A 20,224-nucleotide genomic window follows, 5' to 3' on the forward strand; every position below is an offset into this window, starting at 1 on the left:
CGGGGAGTAGGCGGGGCGACGGCGATGAAGTTTCTCAACGGGCAGGCACCCGGCTACGACTTGACCTACAACGACGTCTTCGTGATGCCGAACCGCTCGGACGTGGCGTCGCGCTTCGACGTGGACCTGTCCACCGAGGACGGGTCGGGGACCACGATTCCCGTCGTCGTCGCCAACATGACCGCGGTGGCCGGGCGGCGGATGGCCGAGACGGTCGCGCGTCGAGGCGGCATCGTCATCCTGCCGCAGGATCTGCCGAGCACCGCCGTGCAGCAGACGGTGCACTTCGTCAAGAGCCGCGACCTGGTCCTGGACACCCCGGTGGTCCTGGAGCCCGATGACTCGGTGTCCGACGCCACCGCCCTGATCCACAAGCGCGCCCACGGCGTGGCCGTCGTCGCCTTCGAGGGCCGCCCCATCGGGCTGGTCAGCGAATCGTCGTGCCTGGGCGTGGACCGCTTCACCCGGGTGCGCGACGTCGCCATCACCGACTTCGTCACCGCGCCACTGGGAACCGAGCCGCGCAAGATCTTCGACCTGCTCGAGCACGCACCGACGGGCGTCGCGGTGGTGACCCACGGCGACGGCACGCTGGCCGGCGTGCTGACGCGCACCGGCGCCATCCGCACCGGGCTCTACACCCCCGCCACCGACGCCCGGGGCCGGCTGCGGGTGGGCGCGGCGGTGGGCATCAACGGTGACGTCGGCGCCAAGGCCCGGTCGCTGGTCGAGGCGGGTGTCGACGTGGTGGTCATCGACACCGCGCACGGCCACCAGGCCAAGACGCTCGAGGCCATCCGGACCGTGGCCTCGCTGGAGCTGGGCGTGCCGCTGGTCGCGGGCAACGTGGTCTCCGCCGAGGGCACCCGCGACCTGCTGAACGCCGGGGCCAGCATCGTCAAGGTCGGCGTGGGCCCCGGCGCCATGTGCACCACCCGGATGATGACCGGCGTCGGGCGCCCGCAGTTCTCCGCCGTCGTCGAATGTGCCGCAGCGGCAAGGGAAGAGGGCGGGCACGTGTGGGCCGACGGCGGCATCCGGCATCCGCGCGACGTGGCGCTGGCGCTGGCCGCCGGGGCCTCCAACGTCATGATCGGGTCCTGGTTCGCCGGCACCTACGAGTCACCCGGGGACTTGCTGCGCGACCGCGACGACCAGCCCTACAAGGAGAGCTACGGCATGGCGTCCAAGCGGGCGGTGGTGGCGCGCAGCGGCGCCGACACCGCCTTCGACCGCGCCCGCAAGGCCCTGTTCGAGGAGGGCATCTCGACGTCCCGGATGGGCCTGAACCCGGCCCGCGGGGGCGTCGAGGACCTGATCGACCACATCACCTCGGGCGTGCGCAGCACCTGCACCTACGTCGGCGCCGCAAACCTGGCCGAGCTGCACGACCTGGCCATCATCGGCGTGCAGTCGGCCGCCGGTTTCGCCGAAGGCCACCCGCTGCCGCAGGGCTGGTAACTTCGCGCCGCCCGGGTAGTAAGGCTAGCCTTGCCTAACGGGAGCTGTTAACGTACTGCGCCATGACCTCCTCGCCCTCGACCGCCGTCCACGACGCGGTGCTGAGCATCCTGCGTGATGAACTCAACGTCGACATGAGCCGTGTCACCCGCGACGCGCGGTTGGTCGACGACGTCGGCCTCGACTCCGTGGCGTTCGCCGTCGGCATGGTGGCCATCGAGGAGCGGCTGGGCGTGTCCCTGACCGAGGAGGAACTCCTGAACTGCGACACCGTGGGCGACTTGCAGGCCGCGGTCGCGTCCAGGTATCGCGATGAGTAAGCTCGCCGCCGCGCTGAGCGCGGCGATGCGCACGGCGCCCACCGACCTCGTGGTGCTGGACCGCGAATCGTCGACGTGGCGCCGCCACCCCTGGCCCGAGGTGCACGGCCTGGCCGAGGCCGTGGCCGCCTGGCTGCAGGACCGCGACCAGCCGCCCGCCGTCGGGCTGGTCGGCGAGCCCACCGTCGAATTCGTCGCCGCCCTGCAGGGTGCGTGGCTCGCGGGCGCGAGCGTGGCGATCCTGCCCGGGCCGGTGCGCGGCGCCGAGGCTCGGCGCTGGGCAGAGGCGACCTTGACCCGGTTCGTCGGCGTCGGCGTGCGCACGGTGCTGAGCCACGGCGGTTACCTGGACGGGTTGCAGGCGCTGCACCCCGACGGCCTGGGCGACGTGGTGGTCGAGGATCTCGCCGCCGCGACGCGGGGTGGTCGCTCGCCCGGCGCCCCCGCGCCGACGTCGAATCCGGCGATCCTGCAGGGCACGGCCGGCTCGACCGGCACACCCAAGACCGCGGCCCTGTCGCCCGGCGCCGTGCTGGCCAACCTGCGCGGCCTCAACCGGCGGTTGTCGGTGACCGCGGCGGACGTCGGCTGCTCGTGGTTGCCGCTGTACCACGACATGGGCCTGTCGTTCCTGCTGGCGTCGGCGTTGGGCCAGATGTCGCTGTGGCTGGCGCCCACCGCGGCGTTCACCGCCTCGCCGTTTCGGTGGCTGGGCTGGCTCGCCCAGAGCGGCGCCACGATCACCGCGGCGCCCAACTTCGCCTACAACATCGTCGGCAAGTACGCCCGGCGCGTCTCCGACGTCGACCTGGGCGCGGTGCGGGTGGCCATCAACGGCGGCGAACCCATCGACTGCGAGGGCTTTCAGCGCTTCGCCGACACCATGGCGCCGTTCGGCTTCGACGCGGGGGCGGCGACCCCCTCCTACGGGCTCGCCGAGTCGACCTGCGCGGTGGCCGTCCCGGCGCCCGGCACCGGGTTGCGCGTCGACGTCGTCACCGACGCCACCGGGACGCACCGGCGCGCGGCTCTGGGCGAAACGATCCCCGGCACCGAGATCCGCATCGCGCCGAGCGAGGACGGGATCGGCGAGATCGAGATCCGCGGCGCCTCGCTGATGGACGGCTACCTCGGCCACGACGCGCTCGACCCCGCGGCCTGGTTTCCCACGGGCGATCTCGGCTTTGTCGGCGACCACGGCGTGGTGGTTTGCGGCCGGGCCAAGGAGATCATCTCCATCGCGGGGCGCAACGTCTTCCCCACCGAGATCGAGTCGGTCGCCGCGCGGGTCCGCGGGGTGCGCGAGGGCGCGGTGGTGGCGCTGGGCACCGGCGCGCGGACGGCGCGGCCGGGGCTGGTGGTCGCCGCCGAATTCCGCGGACCCGATCAGGAGGGCGCCCGCGCCGAGGTCATTCAGCGCGTCGCCTCGGTGTGCGGGGTGGTGCCGTCCGACGTGGTGTTCCTGGCGCCGGGGTCGCTGCCCCGCACCTCATCGGGCAAACTGCGCCGCCTTGAGGTGCGGCGTTCGCTGGAGGCGGTGGACTGACATGACGCTCACCGATGCGGCCGGCGTCGGGCTCGCCGACTACCGCGCCCTGCTCGCCGACGCCTTCGATCAGCGCGTCGTCTCCTGGACCGCTGACGCCGAGGCGCGGCAACGATTCCCGCGCGAGGTGATCGAGCATCTGGGCGCGGCCGGGGTGTTCAGCGAGAAGTGGGCCGACGGCGCGCTGCCCGACGTCGGCAAACTGATCGAACTCGCCTTCGCCCTGGGCCGGCTGTCGTCGGCGGGCATCGGCGTGGGGGTCAGCCTGCACGATTCGGCGATCGCCATCCTGCGCCGCTTCGGCAAGTCCCCGTACTTGAAGGACGTCGGCGAGCGGGCGATCCGCGGCCAGGCCGTGTTGTGCATCGGCGCCTCCGAGGAGTCGGGGGGCTCCGATCTGCAGATCGTGCACACCGAAATGCGTTCTCGCGACGGTGGTTTCGACGTCCGCGGGATCAAGAAATTCGTGTCGCTGGCGCCGATCGCCGACCACATCATGGTGGTGGCGCGCAGCGTCGACCATGACCCGTCCAGCCGGCACGGCAACGTGGCCGTCATCGCCGTTCCGGCCGCGCAGGTGCGCGTGCAGGCGCCGTACGCCAAGGTCGGCGCCGGGCCGCTGGACACCGCCGCCGTGCACATCGACACCTGGGTGCCCGCCGAAGCGCTGGTCGCGCGGGCCGGCACCGGCCTGGCGGCCATCAGCTGGGGCTTGGCCCACGAACGGATGTCCATCGCCGGGCAGATCGCGGCGTCGTGCCAACGCGCCATCGGAATCACGTTGGCGCGCATGATGACTCGGCGACAGTTCGGGGCCACGCTGTTCGAGCACCAGGCGCTGCGGTTGCGGATGGCCGACCTGCAGGCGCGCGTCGACCTGCTGCGCCACGGGCTGCACGGCATCGCGGCCCAGGGCAGGCTGGACCTGCGCGCGGCCGCGGGCGTCAAGGTGACAGCCGCCCGCCTCGGCGAAGAGGTGATCTCCGAATGCATGCACATCTTCGGCGGCGCCGGCTATCTTGTCGATGAGACGCCGCTGGGCCGGTGGTGGCGCGACATGAAACTCGCCCGCGTCGGCGGCGGCACCGACGAGGTGCTCTGGGAACTGGTGGCAGCCGGGATGACGGCCGACCACGACGGCTACGCGTCGGTGCTCGGAGATTCCCAGGCGTAGAGCGCCATTCGCCGGTTCCCCGTGTCGTACTCCCCCAGGAACGTGCACCCGACGTACTCACACAGCCGCCGCGCGCTGCTGTTGCGGTGGTCGGGGTCGAACATGATCCGCCGGCAACGCGGTTCGACCGCGAAGGCGCTGGCCACGATGCGGGGCAACAGCATCGGCCCCAAGCCGCGGTTCACCAGGGTCAGGTCGGCGATGGCCGCGTGCAAGCCCAGGTCGTACGGGTCGGCGTCGTAGTACCGGGAGATCACATCCTTTGCGCCCCAATACAATTCGAGGTAGGCCCGGTCGACGCCGCGCCAGGCGCCGATCAGGGGCAGCGAGTACGCGCCATCCAGCTGGGCGCCCAGGTGCCGCTCCCAGCGCGGAACCGGCCAGTCGTACTCCCACGCCGACGCCAGGTGCGGGCGGTTCATCCACTCGGCCACCTGCGCCGCGTCGGCGCGCTGCGCGACGCGCAGTTCGAAGGGCGGCGCCAGCGACGGGGTCGGCGGCCGGCCGATGCGGAGCACCTCGTCGGGAATGTCGAAGCGCTCGCGGGGCAGAACGGGTGTGGGCGGGTTCTTCGGTGGAGCCTCGGCCATAGTGCGCCACAGCCTACCCGAGTAAGGTTAGCCAAACCATACTAGGGCCGCCCGGCCACGACCGGGCCGGGCCGCTGCGCCGGTCGCCGTCCGCGCCCCCGCCGCCGGGCCCCGGTTACCATAAGGCAGCAACGACAACCCGCTTCGGCAGCGAAAGGATCGACGTGCCTCAGGCACCCCCGCAGGCCTCCGGCTTCCGGGCGCACAGGCCGTCAGACGAGCCGGCCGACTCCGAGCCCCCCTCCCCGCCCCTGCCCGCGGACGCCGATGCGGTCTAGGCCATGAACGTCACCGTCACCGCGCTCAGCGTGTTGGCCATCGCGGTGCTGATCTTCGGCAACGCCGTGTTCGTCGCCGCCGAGTTCTCGCTGACGACCCTCGATCGCAGCGCCGTCGAGGCCAACGCCCGCGGCGGTGGGCGTCGCGACCGCTGGATTCGCCGGGCGCACCACAAGCTGTCCTTCCAGCTGTCGGGCGCCCAGCTGGGGATCTCCGCGACCACGCTGGCCGCCGGCTACCTCACCGACCCGATGGTCGAGGACCTGCCGCACCCCTGGCTGGACGCGCTCGGCGTGCCCGACCGGGTGGGCGACGCGATCATGGCCGCGCTGGTGCTGGCCATCGTGACGTCGGTCTCGATGGTGTTCGGCGAGCTGGTGCCGAAATACCTGGCGGTGGCGCGGCCGCTCGCCGCGGCCCGCAGCGTCGTGGGCGCGCAGCTGCTGTTCTCGCTGTTGTTCACCCCCGCGATCCGGCTGACCAACGGGGCGGCGAACTGGATCGTGCGCCGGCTGGGCATCGAACCGGCCGAGGAGTTGCGGTCGGCCCGGTCGCCGCAGGAGCTGCTGTCGCTGGTGCGGTCGTCGGCGCGCAGCGGCTCGCTGGACGCCGCCACCGCGTCGCTGGTGCGCCGCTCCCTGCAATTCGGGACGCTGAGCGCCGAGGAACTGATGACCCCGCGCTCCAAGATCGTGGCGCTACAGACCGACGACACGGTCGCCGACCTCGTCGCGGTGGCCGCCGAGTCCGGGTACTCCCGCTTCCCCATCGTCGACGGCGACCTCGACGAGACCGTCGGCATCGTGCACGTCAAGCAGGTGTTCTCCATCCCCCGGGCGGACCGGGCGCGCACCCTGCTGACCACCGTCGCGCAGCCCGTTCCGGTGGTGCCCTCCACGCTGGACGGCGACGCCGTGATGGCCGAGATCCGCGCCAACCCGCTGCAGACCGCGCTGGTCGTCGACGAGTACGGCGGCACCGCCGGCATGGTGACCGTCGAGGACCTGATCGAGGAGATCGTCGGCGACGTCCGCGACGAGCACGACGACGCCACCCCCGACGTCGTCGCCGCCGGCTCGGGCTGGCGGGTGTCCGGCCTGCTGCGCATCGACGAGGTGGCGACCGCGACCGGATTCCGGGCGCCGGAGGGGCCCTACGAGACCATCGGCGGGCTGGTGCTGCGCGAGATCGGCCACATTCCCGCGGCGGGTGAGACGGTCAAGCTGCCCGCGCTGACCGAGGACGGCCTGCCGGACACGTCGCTGCGCTGGCAGGCCAGCGTCATCCGGATGGACGGCCGCCGGATCGACCTGCTCGAGTTGACGGAGCTGACCGGGCACGGCGACACCCCGGCCGTCGGGGGCGTCCGATGAGCGACCCGGTGGGGGTGCTGCTGGCGGTCGCGCTGATCGCGGTCAACGCGTTCTTCGTCGGCGCGGAGTTCTCCCTGATCTCGGCGCGGCGCGACCGCCTCGAAGCGCTGGCCGAGCAGGGCAAGGCGGCCGCGGTGACGGTGATTCGCGCCGGCGAGCAGCTGCCGGCCATGCTGGCCGGGGCCCAGCTCGGCGTGACGGCGGCGTCGCTGCTGCTCGGGCGGATCGGCGAGTCGGCCGTCGCCAATCTGCTGGACTCGGCCCTGGACGTCAGCGGCCTGCACTCGGCGTTGCTGCACACGGTGTCCTTCGCGATCGCGCTGGCGATCGTGGTCACCCTGCACGTGCTGCTGGGCGAGATGGTGCCGAAGAACATCGCGCTGGCCGGTCCGGAACGCACCGCCATGCTGCTGGTCCCGGCCTACCTGGCCTACGTCCGGGCCGCCCGGCCGTTCATCGGGTTCTACAACCGGTGCGCCAACGTGGTGGTGCGCGCGCTGGGTGTCGAACCCAGGGAGGAGCTCGAGATCGCCGTCTCGCCCGTCGAGCTGAGCGAGCTGATCGCGGAGTCGGCGTCCGAGGGGCTGCTCGATCGCGAGGAGCGCACCCGCCTGACCCGGGCGCTGCAGATCCGCAACCGCGTCGTCGCCGACGTCGCCGTGCCGCTGGCCGACGTGCACGCGGTGCCGGTCGTGGGGTCGGGCTCCGGGCCGACGGTCGGCGCGCTGGAGCGGGCGCTGGTCCAGACCGGTTACTCCCGCTTCCCGGTGGCCAGCGTCAACGGGGACTTCATCGGCTACCTGCACATCAAAGACGTGCTGACCCTCGGTGACGACCCGGACACGGTGATCGACCTGGCGATGGTGCGGCCCCTGCCGCGGTTGCCCCGCGCCTTGCCGCTCGCCGACGCGTTGTCGCGGATGCGGCGCAGCAACAGCCACCTGGCGCTGGTGACCAGCGAGGGCGGCGTCGTGGTGGCCATGGTGGCGATGGAAGACCTGGTGGAGGACCTCGTCGGGACGATGCGCGAGGCGTGACCCTGCCGGGCGGGGCCGCGCGCCGGGCCGGGCGTGGGGCAGCCCGTAGAATCTTCCGCGGCTGCCGGTCGAGAACGCGCCGGCACGTCGGAGGTTGCAGGCGCGCGTGATCCGCGTCGCCGCCCGCCGACACCGGGCCCGCCGGTGCAGCCGTGCAGGGCCGCTACCTGCGGGTCGGGCGGCTGACGCCCACCGGCCCGCGCTCGGTAGGCTGAACACATCGCCGAGCTGGACAGCTGCCGGCTCAGTGCGGCACTTGACGGAGGAGAAAAATGACTGATCGCGTGTCGGCAGGGAACTTGCGGGTTGCCCGAGTGCTCTACGACTTCGTGAACAACGAAGCGTTGCCCGGCACCGACATCGACCCGGACAGCTTCTGGGCGGGCGTCGACAAGGTCGTCACCGACCTCACGCCGAAAAACCAGGACCTGCTGCGCCGCCGCGACGAGCTGCAGGCGCAGATCGACAGGTGGCACCGCCAGCGCGTCATCGAGCCCCTCGACATCGACGCCTACCGCGAGTTCCTCACCGAAATCGGTTACCTGCTGCCCGAACCCGCCGATTTCACGATCACCACCTCCGGGGTGGACGACGAGATCACCAGCACCGCCGGCCCCCAGCTGGTGGTGCCCGTGCTCAACGCCCGCTTCGCGCTCAACGCCGCCAACGCCCGGTGGGGCTCGCTGTACGACGCGCTGTACGGCACGGACGTCATCCCCGAGGACGACGGCGCCGAGAAGGGCACCAGCTACAACAAGGTCCGCGGCGACAAGGTGATCGCCTACGCGCGCAAGTTCCTCGACGAGGCCGTCCCGCTGGAATCCGGGTCGTGGTCCGACGCGACCGGCGTGAGCGTCGAGGACGGCCAGCTCAAGGTCGCGACCGCCGACGGCTCCGTCGGCCTGGCCAGCCGCGAGAAGTTCGCGGGCTACACGGGCGAGCTCGGCTCCCCGTCGTGGTCGGTGCTGCTGGCCAACCACGGCCTGCACATCGAGATCCTGATCGACCCGCAGTCCCCGGTCGGCAAGACCGACGCCGCCGGGATCAAGGACGTCGTCCTCGAGTCGGCCATCACCACGATCATGGACTTCGAGGACTCGGTGGCCGCCGTCGACGCCGACGACAAGGTGCTCGGTTACCGCAACTGGCTGGGGCTCAACAAGGGTGACCTGTCCGAAGAGGTCGCCAAGGACGGCAAGACCTTCACCCGCGTGCTCAACCAGGACCGCACCTACCGCACCCCGGACGGCGAGGGCGAGTTGACCCTGCCCGGCCGCAGCCTGCTGTTCGTCCGCAACGTCGGTCACCTGATGACCAACGACGCGATCGTGTGGACCGAAGGCGACGAGGAAAAAGAGGTGTTCGAGGGCATCCTCGACGCCCTGTTCACCGGCCTGACCGCCATTCACGGCCTCAAGACCGGCGAGGCGAACGGCCCGCTGGCCAACAGCCGCACCGGGTCCATTTACATCGTCAAGCCCAAGATGCACGGCCCCGACGAGGTTGCCTACACCTGCGAGCTGTTCAGCCGCGTCGAGGACGTGCTGGGCCTGCCGCAGGGCACGCTGAAGGTCGGCATCATGGACGAGGAGCGCCGCACCACCGTCAACCTGAAGGCCTGCATCAAGGCCGCGGCCGACCGCGTCGTGTTCATCAACACCGGATTCCTCGACCGCACGGGCGACGAAATCCACACCTCGATGGAAGCCGGCCCGATGATCCGCAAGGGCGCGATGAAGAGCACCGCGTGGATCAAGGCCTACGAGGACGCCAACGTCGACATCGGCCTGGCCGCCGGGTTCAAGGGCAGGGCCCAGATCGGCAAGGGCATGTGGGCCATGACCGAGCTGATGGCCGACATGGTCGAGCAGAAGATCGGCCAGCCCAAGGCCGGCGCCACCACGGCGTGGGTCCCCTCGCCGACGGCGGCCACCCTGCACGCCATGCATTACCACTACGTGGACGTGGCCGCCGTGCAGGAGGAGCTGGCGGGCAAGAAGCGGACCACGATCGACGAGCTGCTCACCATCCCGCTGGCCAAGGAACTGGCCTGGGCGCCCGAGGAGATCCGCGAGGAGGTCGACAACAACTGCCAGTCGATCCTGGGCTACGTGGTCCGCTGGATCGACGAGGGCGTCGGCTGCTCCAAGGTCCCCGACATCCACGACGTGGCGCTCATGGAAGACCGTGCCACTTTGCGGATCTCGAGCCAATTGCTGGCGAACTGGCTGCGCCACGGCGTGATCACCGAGGAGGACGTGCGCGCCAGCCTGGAACGGATGGCCCCGCTGGTCGACGAGCAGAACGCCGGCGACAGCCGGTACCGCCGGATGGCGCCCAACTTCGACGACAGCATCGCTTTCCTGGCCGCTCAGGACCTGATCCTGACCGGGACGCAGCAGCCGAACGGCTACACCGAGCCGATCCTGCACCGTCGCCGGCGCGAGGCCAAGGCGCGCTCGGCGCAATCCAATTGAGCTCGCGCCGTAACCGGGTGCGAACGGGTGGTGGCGCCGCCGTTGGTTAAGATCGGCGCCGAACTGGCAGTATTTCGGCCGATGAATCGACGGAAAGGCGACGGACACCGCTATGGGTAGGCACAGTGCGCCCGACCCTGAGGACTCCGCCGACGAGCCGTTCGACCACGGCGACGCCCAGAGCGCTCTCGACGACGACGCCGAGTTCGACGGCGACGAAGGCTTTTACCCCGGCGACTCCGCGGCTGACCACCTGGCGGAGGCGGATTACGACGACTTCTCGCCCCGCGACGACCGTTACGACGACGCCGACTTCCTCGACGGCGCCGCCGACGACTACCCGGAGTTCCCGCCCCGCCAGCCTGGCCCCGCGAACGCGGAGCCGTCGACGTCGCCGGCCTCTCTGTTCCGCCGCGGGCACCGCGGGCTCGGCGAGTGGCGCGGCGGCCACCGCAGCGAGGGCGGCCGGCGCGGGGTCAGCATCGGCGTCATCGTCGCGCTGATCACCGTCGTGGTCGTGGTCGGGGCGATCATCCTGTGGAGCTTCTTCGGTGACGCGCTGTCGCAGCGTTCGCACAAGGTTGCCGCCCGCTGCGCCGGCGGCAACGAGACGGTCCCGGTGGTCGCCGACCCGTCGATCGCCGATGCGCTGCAGCACTTCGCGGAGAGCTTCAACTCCTCGGCCGGCCCGGTCGGCGACCACTGCATGGTGGTCGGCGTCAAGGCCGCCGGCTCCGACGCCGTGCTCAACGGGTTCATCGGCAAGTGGCCCGCGGACCTGGGCGGCCAGCCGGCGCTGTGGATTCCGGGCAGCTCGATCTCCGCGGCGCGCCTCGCCGGCGCCACGGCCCAGAAGACCATCACGGAAAGTCACTCGCTGGTCACCTCGCCCGTGGTGGTGGCCCTGCGCCCCGAGCTGCAGCCGGCGTTGGCCAACCAGAACTGGGGCGCGCTGCCGGGCCTGCAGACCAACCCGAACTCACTGGCGGCCCTGAACCTGCCGGCGTGGGGCTCGCTGCGGTTGGCCCTGCCGCTGACCGGCAACGGCGACGCGACCTTCCTGGCCGGCGAGGCCATCGCGGCGGCGTCGGCGCCCCCCGGCGCGCCCGCGACGCAGGGCCTCGGCGCGGTGCGCGGCGTGCTCGGCGCCCAGCCCAAACTCGCCGACGCCTCGCTCAACGAAGCCCTGAACACGCTGCTCAAGCCGGGCGACGTCGCGACGGCACCCGTGCACGCCGTGGTCACCACCGAGCAACAGCTGTTCCAGCGCGCCCAGTCGCTGCCGGATGCCAAGGCGGCGTTGGGGTTCTGGCTGCCGCCCGGCCCGGCGGCCGTGGCCGACTACCCCACCGTGCTGCTGACCGGCAAGTGGCTCACCCAGGAACAGACCGCGGCCGCCAGCGAGTTCGCGCGTTTCCTGCACAAGCCGGACCAGCTGGCCAAGCTGGCCAAGGCCGGGTTCCGGGTCAACGGCGACAAGCCGCCGAGCAGCCCGGTGACGACCTTCCCGGCGCTGCCGTCGACGCTGTCGATCGGTGACGACCCGATGCGCGCCACGCTCGCCGAGGCCATGGCCACGCCGTCCAGCGGGCTGGCCGCCACCATCATGCTCGACCAGTCAATGCCCGGCCAGGAGGGCGGAAAGACGCGGCTGGCCAACGTGATCGCCGCCCTGGAGGACAAGATCAAGGCCCTGCCGCCCACTTCCGTCCTGGGCCTGTGGACGTTCGACGGCCACGAGGGCCGCTCCGAGGTGACCAGCGGACCGCTCGCCGACCCGGTCAACGGCCAGCCCCGCTCGGCGGCGCTGATCGCGGCGCTGGAAAAGCAGTACTCGTCGGGCGGCGGTGCGGTGTCGTTCACCACGCTGCGCATGATCTACCAGGACATCCAGGCCAATTACCATGCCGGGCAGACCAATTCGATCCTGCTCATCACGGCCGGGCCGCACACCGACCAGTCCCTCGACGGCCCGGGCTTGCAGGACTTCGTGCGCAAGAGCGCGGACCCGGCCAAGCCCATCGCGGTCAACGTCATCGACTTCGGCGCCGATCCGGACCGGGCGACGTGGGAGGCGGTCGCCCAGCTCAGCGGCGGCAGCTACCAGAACCTGGCCACGTCGGCCGGCCCCGAGCTCGCGACGGCGGTCAACGCCTTCCTGAGCTGACGCTGGGCCGCTTAGGCGTAGGCCTCCACGGGCGGGCAGGAGCACACCAGGTTGCGGTCCCCGTAGGCGCCGTCGATGCGGCGCACCGGCGGCCACACCTTGGGCCGGAAGCTCTTACCCAGCGGGTAGGCGGCCTCCTCGCGGGTGTACGGGTGGTCCCAATCGGTGACCAGCAGGCTCTCGGCGGTGTGCGGCGCGCCGCGCAGCGGGTTGTCGTCCACCGGCCACTCCCCCGAGCCGACCCGGTCGATCTCGCGGCGAATGGCGATCATGGCCTCGCAGAAGGCGTCCACCTCGTTGAGCGTCTCACTCTCGGTGGGCTCGACCATCAGCGTGCCGGCCACCGGGAAGCTCATGGTCGGCGCGTGAAACCCGAAGTCGGCCAATCGCTTTGCCACATCGTCGACCGTCACCCCGGTCGCCTTGGTGATGCCGCGCAGGTCCAGGATGCATTCATGCGCGACCATGCCGTTCTCGCCGGTGTAGAGGACCGGGAAGTATTCGTCGAGACGTCGCGCGATGTAGTTGGCCGAGGCGATCGCCGTCAGCGACGCCGCGCGCAGGCCGTCGGCCCCCATCATGCGGATGTAGGCCCAGCTGATCGGCAGGATCGAGGCCGACCCGTAGGGCGCCGCGGACACCGGGTGACCCTGGGGAAGTTCGGGGGCGTAGGGGTGCCCCGGCAGGAACGGCGCCAGGTGTGCGCGCACCGCGACCGGCCCCACCCCCGGACCGCCGCCGCCGTGCGGGATGCAGAACGTCTTGTGCAGGTTCAGGTGGCTGACGTCGCCGCCGAACTTGCCGGGCCGGGCCAGGCCGACCAGCGCGTTGAGGTTCGCGCCGTCGACGTACACCTGCCCGCCGGCGTCGTGCACGGCGGCGCAGATGTCGGCGATGTCGTGCTCGTAGACGCCGTGCGTCGACGGGTAGGTCACCATCAGGGCCGACAGCTGCTCGCGGTGCTGATCGACCTTGGCGCGCAAGTCGTCCAGGTCGACGTCGCCGTTGTCGTGGCAGGCCACCACGACCACCCGCATGCCGGCCAGCGCCGCGGACGCCGCGTTGGTGCCGTGCGCACTGGACGGGATGAGGCAGATGTTGCGGTGCGGCTCCCCGCGGCTGACGTGGTAGTCGTGGATCGCCAGCAGGCCGGCGTACTCGCCCTGCGAGCCGGCGTTGGGTTGCAGCGAGACGGCGTCGTAGCCGGTGATGGCGACCAGCCAGTTCTCCACGTCGGCGATCAGGCGCCGCAGCCCCGCGCTGTCGGCCGGCGGCGCGAACGGATGCTGGCGGGCGAATTCCGGCCAGGTGATGGGCTCCATCTCCGCGGCGGCGTTCAGCTTCATCGTGCACGAGCCGAGCGGAATCATGCTGCGGTCCAATGCGATATCCCTGTCGGCCAGGGTGCGCAGGTAGCGCATCATCGCGGTCTCGGTGCGGTACTGGGTGAAGGCGGGGTGCGTCAGGAAGTCCGAGCTGCGCGTCCCGATGTCCGCGCCGGCGGCCTCGGCGGGTTGCGCGCCGAAGGCCTCGAGCACCGCGGCGACGTGCGCGTCGGTGGTCACCTCGTCGCACGCCACGGACACGTGGTCGCCGTCGACCCGCCACAGGTTGATGCCGTGGGACTTGGCCGCGGCGACGATCTCGTCGGCGCGCCCGGGCACCCGCGCGAGCACCGTGTCGAAGAACCGGTCGTGCACGACGGCCTCGCCCAGCGCGGCGGCGATCGCCGCGGCGTGCCGGTGCACGCGCCGCGCGATCGCGGTGAGCCCCTCGGCGCCGTGGTAGCTGGCGTACATGGCGGCCATGACGGCCAGCAGCACCTGGGCGGTACAGATGTTGCTGGTGGCCTTGTCGCGGCGGATGTGCTGCTCGCGGGTCTGCAGCGCCAACCGATAGGCCGGTGATCCGTCGGCGTCCAGCGACACCCCGACCAGCCGGCCGGGCAGCTGGCGGGCGTGGTTGGCGTGCACCGCCAGGTATCCGGCGTGGGGGCCGCCGAATCCCATTGGCACGCCGAATCTTTGGGTGGTGCCGAACGCGGCGTCGGCACCGATCTCCCGCGGCGGGGTGAGCAGGGTCAGGCTCAGCAGGTCGGCCCCGAGTGCGACCAGGGCGCCCCGGTCATGGGCCTGCGCCACCAGGTCGGCCCAGTCGGTGACGCGACCGCTGGCGCCGGGCAGCTGCGCGACGACCCCGAAGAAGTCCCCGTCCGGCAGCCCGTCGCGCAGGTCGGCCGTGACGATTTCGATGCCCAGCGGCTCGGCCCGGGTGGCCAGGATCGCGGCCGTCTGGGGGAAGAGGTCGGAGTCGACGGCCAGCCGGTTGGCCTTGCCGCGCGCGGCCCGGTGCATCAACGTCATGGCCTCGGCGGCGGCGGTGCCCTCGTCGAGCATCGACGAGTTCGCCACTTCGAGGCCGGTGAGGTCGGCAACCATGGTCTGGAAGTTCAGCAGCGCCTCCAGCCGGCCCTGGCTGATCTCCGGCTGGTACGGGGTGTAGGCGGTGTACCAGGCGGGGTTTTCCAAGACGTTGCGCAGCAATACCGGCGGGGTGAGCGTGTCGTAGTACCCCTGCCCGATCATCGACACGGCCACGGTGTTGGCGTCGGCCAGGCCCCGCAACTCGGCCAGGGCCTCGGCCTCGCTGACGGGGGCCGGCAGGGCGTCCAGACCCGGCGCGGCGCCGCTCTCGGTGAGCCGGTCCAGGATGCCCGCGGGAACCGCCTTGGCGGCCAGCGCGTCTAACGAGTCGACACCGATGACCCCAAGCATGGCCGCGACGGCCTGGGCGTCAGGGCCGATGTGGCGGGCGGCGAACGTGGCTTGATCGGGCACTGGACACTCCTGGGGTCGGCGCGCTGAGGCAGAGGACGATCGGCCCTCTCCCTCTGTCTTCACCCGACCACCGGGCGCCTGAGAGATTCGGCGCGTGGAACGAGAACGCCTTTCCCCATCGGCGGGCGGGGCCGTTGCAAGGCCCACGCCGCTTTCCAGAGGCATCGGTTATTCGCGCGGTCCGGGTGCCTGAGAGGTTGACGGAGAGGTGTTGCTCCTTCGGCGTCCGTGACTGGTGGCCACGAAACTCTCCCGCTCGAAAGCGATGCGCAGTCCAGCTTACTCGGCCCCTCGGGGCGTGACCCGGTCCGCTGTGCGGGCGCGTCGGGTCAGCCGATTTTGCGGGCGCGGTCCTTGCGGCGCGACGCCAGCTCGTCCTCCGGCGCGGCGATGGATTCGCCGCCGTCGGCGCGCTCGCCGGGGAAGTCCGCGATGACGCCGGTCAGCTCGCGCATGGCGCCGGACACCGCGATCCCGAACACGCCCTGGCCGCCCTGCAGCAGGTCGACGACCTCCTCGGCGGAGGTGCACTCGTACACGGTGGTGCCGTCGGAAAACAGGGTGATGTTGGCCAGATCCTGGACGCCGCGCTGGCGCAGGTGGTCGACGGCCACGCGGATGTTGTGCAGCGAGATGCCGGTGTCGAGGAGCCGCTTGACGATCTTGAGGACCAGGATGTCCTTGAACGAGTAGAGCCGCTGGCTGCCCGAGCCGGCCGCGCCGCGGATCGAGGGCACCACCAGCGAGGTGCGCGCCCAGTAGTCGAGCTGGCGGTAGGTGATGCCAGCGATCTGGCAGGCGCTGGGGCCGCGGTAGCCGACCAGCTCGTCGGGGACCGAGTCGTCGGGGAACAATCCGGGCTGGACGGGCTCGCTGACCGCGGCGACGCTGCGGTCACTGCCCGCGCTGTTGCCCTGCTCGGTTAGCTCCAGCTGCTCTTGGCGTGGCTGCTCGCTCACGGTGGTTCCTCTCCGCGATCGTGCTTCGGTCGTTGGCTGCATCTCCGGCTGCACCGCAGCCACGTTCGCTCAGGCCCGAGTGCTAGAGAGCTTACGCTTATCGATAGCCGCCGCGCCTGATGTCGTGACTGAAGTATGGCCGCCCCAGCGCCAAGTGGGCGCGCTATCCGTCAGCGTGTCGACATCGGGGCGCCAGATGAGATGCATCCGTGATGTCTGCCTTCAGCCTAACGGTTACCTGCCTGAGGTTCGGCACAACGGCCGCATCGCCAGGGTCAGGTCGCCTTGAAGTCGTCCGGCGACACGCTGTCGAGGAACTCCTTGAACTTCTCCACCTCGTCCTCGCGGACCGCGGTGCCGCCCTCCTCGTCGCTCTCGTCGGGGATCAGCAGGCCGGCCTGGGCGAGCACGGCCTCCTCGACGTAGATCGGAACACCGACGCGCAGCGCGATGGCCACCGAGTCCGAGGGGCGCGCCGAGACGGTGATGTTGCGGTCGAAGATCAGGTCGGCGTAGAAGGTGCCCTCCTGCAGATCGACGATCCGCACCTCTTTGAGCGAATGTCCAAGCGCAGCAATGACATCCCTGATCAGATCGTGGGTGAGCGGGCGGGGCGGCTCGACGCCCTGCTGCTCCAGCGCGATGGCCGCGGCCTCGGACTGGCCGATCCAGATCGGCAGGTAACGGTCACCGGTGGTCTCCCGCAACAACAGCACGGGCTGGTTCTGCGGCTGCTCCACGCGAATGCCGACAACACGAACTTCACCCATTTGTGTCTGCCCTCCGCATTGACGGTGCCGTGTCGGATCCGGTTAACGAAAGCGACGGCGGTGTCGAAGAAATCGCCATGCTGCCGTAACCAAGCTGTCGACCGAAAGTCTAGTCCTCAGCGATGCAGAACGTCGCGAACGGCGGATTTGATCAGCGAAGTGTGCAGGGTGATCGCGAGGGCCGCGACCTCGCGAGCAAGGTCGTCGGCGCGGTCCCGCGCGCCGGCCTTATCGGCTTTCACCAACGGCCCGGCGATCTGGGCGATGAGGTCGGACTGCCGGTCGGCCGCCGAGCGAAACGCGCGCAGATGGCGCGGTTCGACCCCGTAGTCCGACAGCGCCCGCGCGCACTGCAGGATGACCACCGCGTGCTCGTCGAAGAAACCGCCGGGGCCGGTGGTGATCACCCCGGCCTTGAGCAGCGCCGTCAGCAGCTCCCCGTCGACCCCTGAACGTTCCAGCAGGTCTTCGCGACTGAGCCGCACGCGGGGCGGGGCCACCGCCGCGGCGTCCGAGCCGTCCCCGGCGGGGACCGACACCAGGCGCGGGGCGGAGTACGGCGAGGGCGAACCGACGGTGGGCAGCTCCCCGTCGGGCTGGGCGTCGAGCTGGGCCCGGATGACCTTGAGCGGCAGGTAGTGATCGCGTTGGGCGGTGAGGATGAACCGCAACCGCGCGCAGTCGTATGCGGTGAACCTTCGATAGCCCGACGCGGCGCGCTGCGGCGTCACCAACCCCTCGGCCTCCAGGAAGCGAATCTTGGAGATGGTGACATCGGGGAAGTCCGGCCTCAGCAGTTCCAGGACCGCCCCAATCGACATCCCGGCAAGCGCCGAGCTATCGGGTGCGCTCACTAGCCTGAAGATCCTCCGTCCTCACCCTGCTTGGGCCCGGTCAGAAACACCAAGCGGAACTTGCCGATCTGCACTTCGTCGCCGTTGGCCAGCACCGCGGAATCCACGGGCTCCCGGTTGACGTAGGTGCCGTTCAGACTACCAACGTCGACGACGCTGAATTCGTTGTTTTCCAGCCTGAATTCGGCGTGCCGGCGGCTGACCGTCACGTCGTCGAGGAAGATGTCGCTGTCGGGGTGCCGACCGGCGGACGTGGTGGGCTGGTCGAGCAGGAAGCGCGATCCGGCGTTCGGACCGCGCTTGACGACCAGCAGCGCCGACCCCGCCGGAAGTCCCTCGACTCCGGAGACGGCGCTCTCGGCGCCGCTCTGGGCGGGAGCGTCCAGTTCGTTCAGGAAGTCGGCACGGAAGACGGACGTCGTCTCCACCGTGACTTCGTCAGAATCCTGGTCGTTGTCCATGTCCGTCACGCGCTGCTCCTCACTGGCCGCTGTGGCGTTGTCTGACCGGGCCGCTCGGGGCCGGCTTCCCATTCGGTTCGTTCGCCCGGTATGCCGATCAGGGGGTCCTCGTGCTTTCGAATGCCGATCTGTCGACGGTACCGCGCACCGTTCGACGATGCGCCCACCACCCGACGATCCGAAGTCCGATTCCCCCCGTTGGCCGGCTGCACCGCTGGGTTCGCTGTGCGGGCTGGCAGGGACATTAGCACCGTCACTCGGTCAGTGTGCCGCGGTAGGCCTCGGCATCCAGCAGCGACGAAATGGTCGACTCCAATTCCGCGGCATCCGGCACCTGCACTTCGAGCAGCCAGCCCGCGCCGTAGGGATCGGAGTTGACCAGCTGCGGGCTGCCCTCCAGGTCGCCGTTGACCGCCGACACGGTGCCCGACACCGGGGCGTAGAGGTCCGAGACCGACTTCGTCGACTCGACCTCACCGAACGATTCCCCCGCGGTCAGCTCGGTACCCACGTCGGGCAGCTGCACGTAGACCACGTCGCCCAGCGCCGACTGCGCGAAGTCGGTGATGCCCACCCGCGCCGTGTCATCCGCGCTGCGGCGGACCCACTCGTGCTCAACGGTGTAGTGCAGATCCGGCGGGATTTCGCTCACGGGTGATCCTGTTCTGTTCTTCCGATGGTGCTCACTTGACCGGCTGAGCGTATTGGTGCGGTTTTGGTTGCCGCAAGGTGGTGATGTCCACCCGGTCGGCCTGCTGGACCGACATCCGCGCACCGACGCGCTTGACGCTGTCCTCCGCGCCGCCCGGGATGTTCATCGCCGCGGCCAGGGTGGGCGGATCACCAATCGCCAGAATGGAATACGGCGGCGATAGCGTCCTGGTGTCGATGATCAGCGACCCGGGCGCGCCCACCACCCAGGTGTCGACGCCGACTCGCACGGACTGGTGCGCGTCGTTGACCTCGATCGCCTCGGCGCCCGCGGCGCGCAGCTCGTTGATCACGTCGAGCATCGTCTCGGGCGAAACGCCCGGCCCCGGGTCGTCGATCGCGACGGTGGCGCCCGGGCCGGTCGCCCCCACCGCGCCCACCAGGATGGACAGCGCCGCCAGCCGCGCCCGCGCGGCCGCCACGGCCGCCTGATCGTTGTTGCCGGAGGCCTGCAACGCGTTCAGCGTGTTCTGCAGCTCGTCCACTTCGGTGTTCAGGGTGCCCTCACGCTGGCGCAGGGAGTCCAGCAACACCAATAGGTCTGCGGGACGGGCGGTTTCCAGCGAGTCGCCGGATTCGGTCTGCCGCACCTGCGTGACGATGGCGATGCCGAGCAGCAGGCACAGCAGCACGGCAAGCGCCCCGAAGCCCAGGCGGGAGCGGCCGCCGCGCAGCGCGCCCGAAAAGCCCGTCCGGCGTAGCGGCCCGATCTGCGGGCGGGGACTCTTCGCGGGCAGCTCGTGGCGGCCGTGTCGGGTTGCGCCGTCCACGGATTCGGCGCCCTCGGCGGTGTCGCCGGCGTCGGGGTCCGACGGGTCGCGGCTCACCTCGCGCTCACCTCCTTGTCGCTTCGCGGCGCATCGCGGGTCACGCCCCGAACAACCGTCGCCGCAGTGCGGCGGCGTTGCCGAAGATCCGGATGCCCAACACGACGATGATGGCCGTCGAAAGCTGCGTGCCCACGCCCAGTTGGTCACCGACGTAGACGATCAGCGCCGCGACGAAAACGTTGAACACGAACGAGATCACGAAGACCTTGGGGTCGAAGATGCGCTCCAGGTAGGCCCGCAATCCCCCGAACACCGCGTCCAGCGCCGCGACCACGGCGATCGGCAGATACGGCTGGACGACCTCGGGCACCGCGGGATGAAAGACCAGACCGAGCACGATGCCGATCGCCAGCGCCGCGACACCGATCATGCCCGCCG

Annotated in this window: 17 protein-coding genes and 1 riboswitch; of the genes, 8 read left to right on the forward strand and 9 right to left on the reverse strand. The window is 70.7% G+C overall.

Annotation, left to right across the window (positions count from 1 at the left end; translation table 11 throughout):
• Positions 1 to 24: 24 nt before the first annotated feature.
• From A5700_RS13770 to mbtN, 4 genes are all read left to right on the forward strand, one after another.
• The gene (locus tag A5700_RS13770) at positions 25 to 1,461 is read left to right on the forward strand and encodes a GuaB1 family IMP dehydrogenase-related protein (RefSeq protein WP_068075127.1); all 1,437 of its coding nucleotides are present in this window, start codon (positions 25 to 27) and stop codon (positions 1,459 to 1,461) included.
• Between the two features lie 62 nt (positions 1,462 to 1,523).
• The gene (locus A5700_RS13775; RefSeq protein ID WP_068075124.1) at positions 1,524 to 1,781 is read left to right on the forward strand and encodes an acyl carrier protein; all 258 of its coding nucleotides are present in this window, start codon (positions 1,524 to 1,526) and stop codon (positions 1,779 to 1,781) included.
• Entirely contained in the window at positions 1,774 to 3,327 is a 1,554-nt protein-coding gene (gene mbtM, locus A5700_RS13780; RefSeq protein WP_068075121.1) for a long-chain-fatty acid--ACP ligase MbtM, read from the forward strand. Before A5700_RS13775 ends, mbtM begins: the two co-directional genes overlap by 8 nt.
• 1 nt (position 3,328) lies before the next feature.
• Positions 3,329 to 4,501 (forward strand): mycobactin biosynthesis acyl-ACP dehydrogenase MbtN, encoded by a 1,173-nt coding sequence (mbtN, locus tag A5700_RS13785; protein WP_068075118.1) that lies wholly within the window; start codon positions 3,329 to 3,331, stop codon positions 4,499 to 4,501.
• Here the strand turns inward: mbtN and A5700_RS13790 are convergent.
• Positions 4,468 to 5,091: a GNAT family N-acetyltransferase gene (locus A5700_RS13790; RefSeq protein ID WP_068075115.1), complete on the reverse strand. Its 624-nt coding sequence runs from the start codon at positions 5,089 to 5,091 to the stop codon at positions 4,468 to 4,470. The two genes, mbtN and A5700_RS13790, sit on opposite strands and share 34 nt — an antisense overlap.
• A 281-nt stretch (positions 5,092 to 5,372) precedes the next feature.
• Between A5700_RS13790 and A5700_RS13795 the strand changes: the two genes are divergently transcribed.
• The 4 genes from A5700_RS13795 to A5700_RS13810 all read left to right on the forward strand — a co-directional run bounded on the left by A5700_RS13795 (position 5,373) and on the right by A5700_RS13810 (position 12,424).
• Positions 5,373 to 6,743 (forward strand): hemolysin family protein, encoded by a 1,371-nt coding sequence (locus A5700_RS13795; RefSeq protein WP_068075112.1) that lies wholly within the window; start codon positions 5,373 to 5,375, stop codon positions 6,741 to 6,743.
• Positions 6,740 to 7,780, forward strand: coding sequence for a hemolysin family protein (locus tag A5700_RS13800; RefSeq protein ID WP_068075109.1), 1,041 nt, complete (start codon positions 6,740 to 6,742; stop codon positions 7,778 to 7,780). The genes A5700_RS13795 and A5700_RS13800 overlap by 4 nt, the downstream gene beginning before the upstream one ends.
• 272 nt (positions 7,781 to 8,052) lie before the next feature.
• Positions 8,053 to 10,257: a malate synthase G gene (locus A5700_RS13805; protein ID WP_068075107.1), complete on the forward strand. Its 2,205-nt coding sequence runs from the start codon at positions 8,053 to 8,055 to the stop codon at positions 10,255 to 10,257.
• 112 nt (positions 10,258 to 10,369) lie between these two features.
• Complete coding sequence (locus tag A5700_RS13810) at positions 10,370 to 12,424, forward strand: substrate-binding domain-containing protein (RefSeq protein WP_068075104.1); 2,055 nt, start codon at positions 10,370 to 10,372, stop codon at positions 12,422 to 12,424.
• An 11-nt stretch (positions 12,425 to 12,435) separates the two neighbouring features.
• Here the strand turns inward: A5700_RS13810 and gcvP are convergent, their stop codons facing one another.
• The 8 genes from gcvP to A5700_RS13850 all read right to left on the reverse strand — a co-directional run bounded on the left by gcvP (position 12,436) and on the right by A5700_RS13850 (position 20,216).
• Positions 12,436 to 15,261 carry an aminomethyl-transferring glycine dehydrogenase gene (gcvP, locus tag A5700_RS13815; RefSeq protein ID WP_068204800.1) on the reverse strand — a complete coding sequence of 942 codons (2,826 nt, stop codon included), beginning with the start codon at positions 15,259 to 15,261 and terminating at the stop codon, positions 12,436 to 12,438.
• A gap of 167 nt (positions 15,262 to 15,428) precedes the next feature.
• A riboswitch (glycine riboswitch) is annotated at positions 15,429 to 15,526 on the reverse strand.
• Positions 15,527 to 15,590: 64 nt separating this feature from the next.
• The gene (locus tag A5700_RS13820; protein ID WP_068075098.1) at positions 15,591 to 16,220 is read right to left on the reverse strand and encodes a MerR family transcriptional regulator; all 630 of its coding nucleotides are present in this window, start codon (positions 16,218 to 16,220) and stop codon (positions 15,591 to 15,593) included.
• A gap of 275 nt (positions 16,221 to 16,495) precedes the next feature.
• Positions 16,496 to 16,990: a bifunctional nuclease family protein gene (locus A5700_RS13825; RefSeq protein ID WP_068075095.1), complete on the reverse strand. Its 495-nt coding sequence runs from the start codon at positions 16,988 to 16,990 to the stop codon at positions 16,496 to 16,498.
• A 116-nt stretch (positions 16,991 to 17,106) separates the two neighbouring features.
• Entirely contained in the window at positions 17,107 to 17,844 is a 738-nt protein-coding gene (locus A5700_RS13830; RefSeq protein ID WP_068075092.1) for a MerR family transcriptional regulator, read from the reverse strand.
• Positions 17,844 to 18,305, reverse strand: coding sequence for a glycogen accumulation regulator GarA (garA, locus tag A5700_RS13835; protein WP_369828272.1), 462 nt, complete (start codon positions 18,303 to 18,305; stop codon positions 17,844 to 17,846). Before garA ends, A5700_RS13830 begins: the two co-directional genes overlap by 1 nt.
• A gap of 253 nt (positions 18,306 to 18,558) precedes the next feature.
• Positions 18,559 to 18,957, reverse strand: coding sequence for a glycine cleavage system protein GcvH (gcvH, locus tag A5700_RS13840; protein ID WP_068075086.1), 399 nt, complete (start codon positions 18,955 to 18,957; stop codon positions 18,559 to 18,561).
• A gap of 31 nt (positions 18,958 to 18,988) precedes the next feature.
• Complete coding sequence (locus A5700_RS13845; protein WP_231973934.1) at positions 18,989 to 19,786, reverse strand: DUF881 domain-containing protein; 798 nt, start codon at positions 19,784 to 19,786, stop codon at positions 18,989 to 18,991.
• Between the two features lie 97 nt (positions 19,787 to 19,883).
• Positions 19,884 to 20,216 carry a small basic family protein gene (locus A5700_RS13850; RefSeq protein ID WP_068075079.1) on the reverse strand — a complete coding sequence of 111 codons (333 nt, stop codon included), beginning with the start codon at positions 20,214 to 20,216 and terminating at the stop codon, positions 19,884 to 19,886.
• Between the last annotated feature and the right edge of the window lie 8 nt (positions 20,217 to 20,224).

This window comes from Mycobacterium sp. E1214, from assembly GCF_001666755.1.
Taxonomy (GTDB): Bacteria; Actinomycetota; Actinomycetes; order Mycobacteriales; family Mycobacteriaceae; genus Mycobacterium.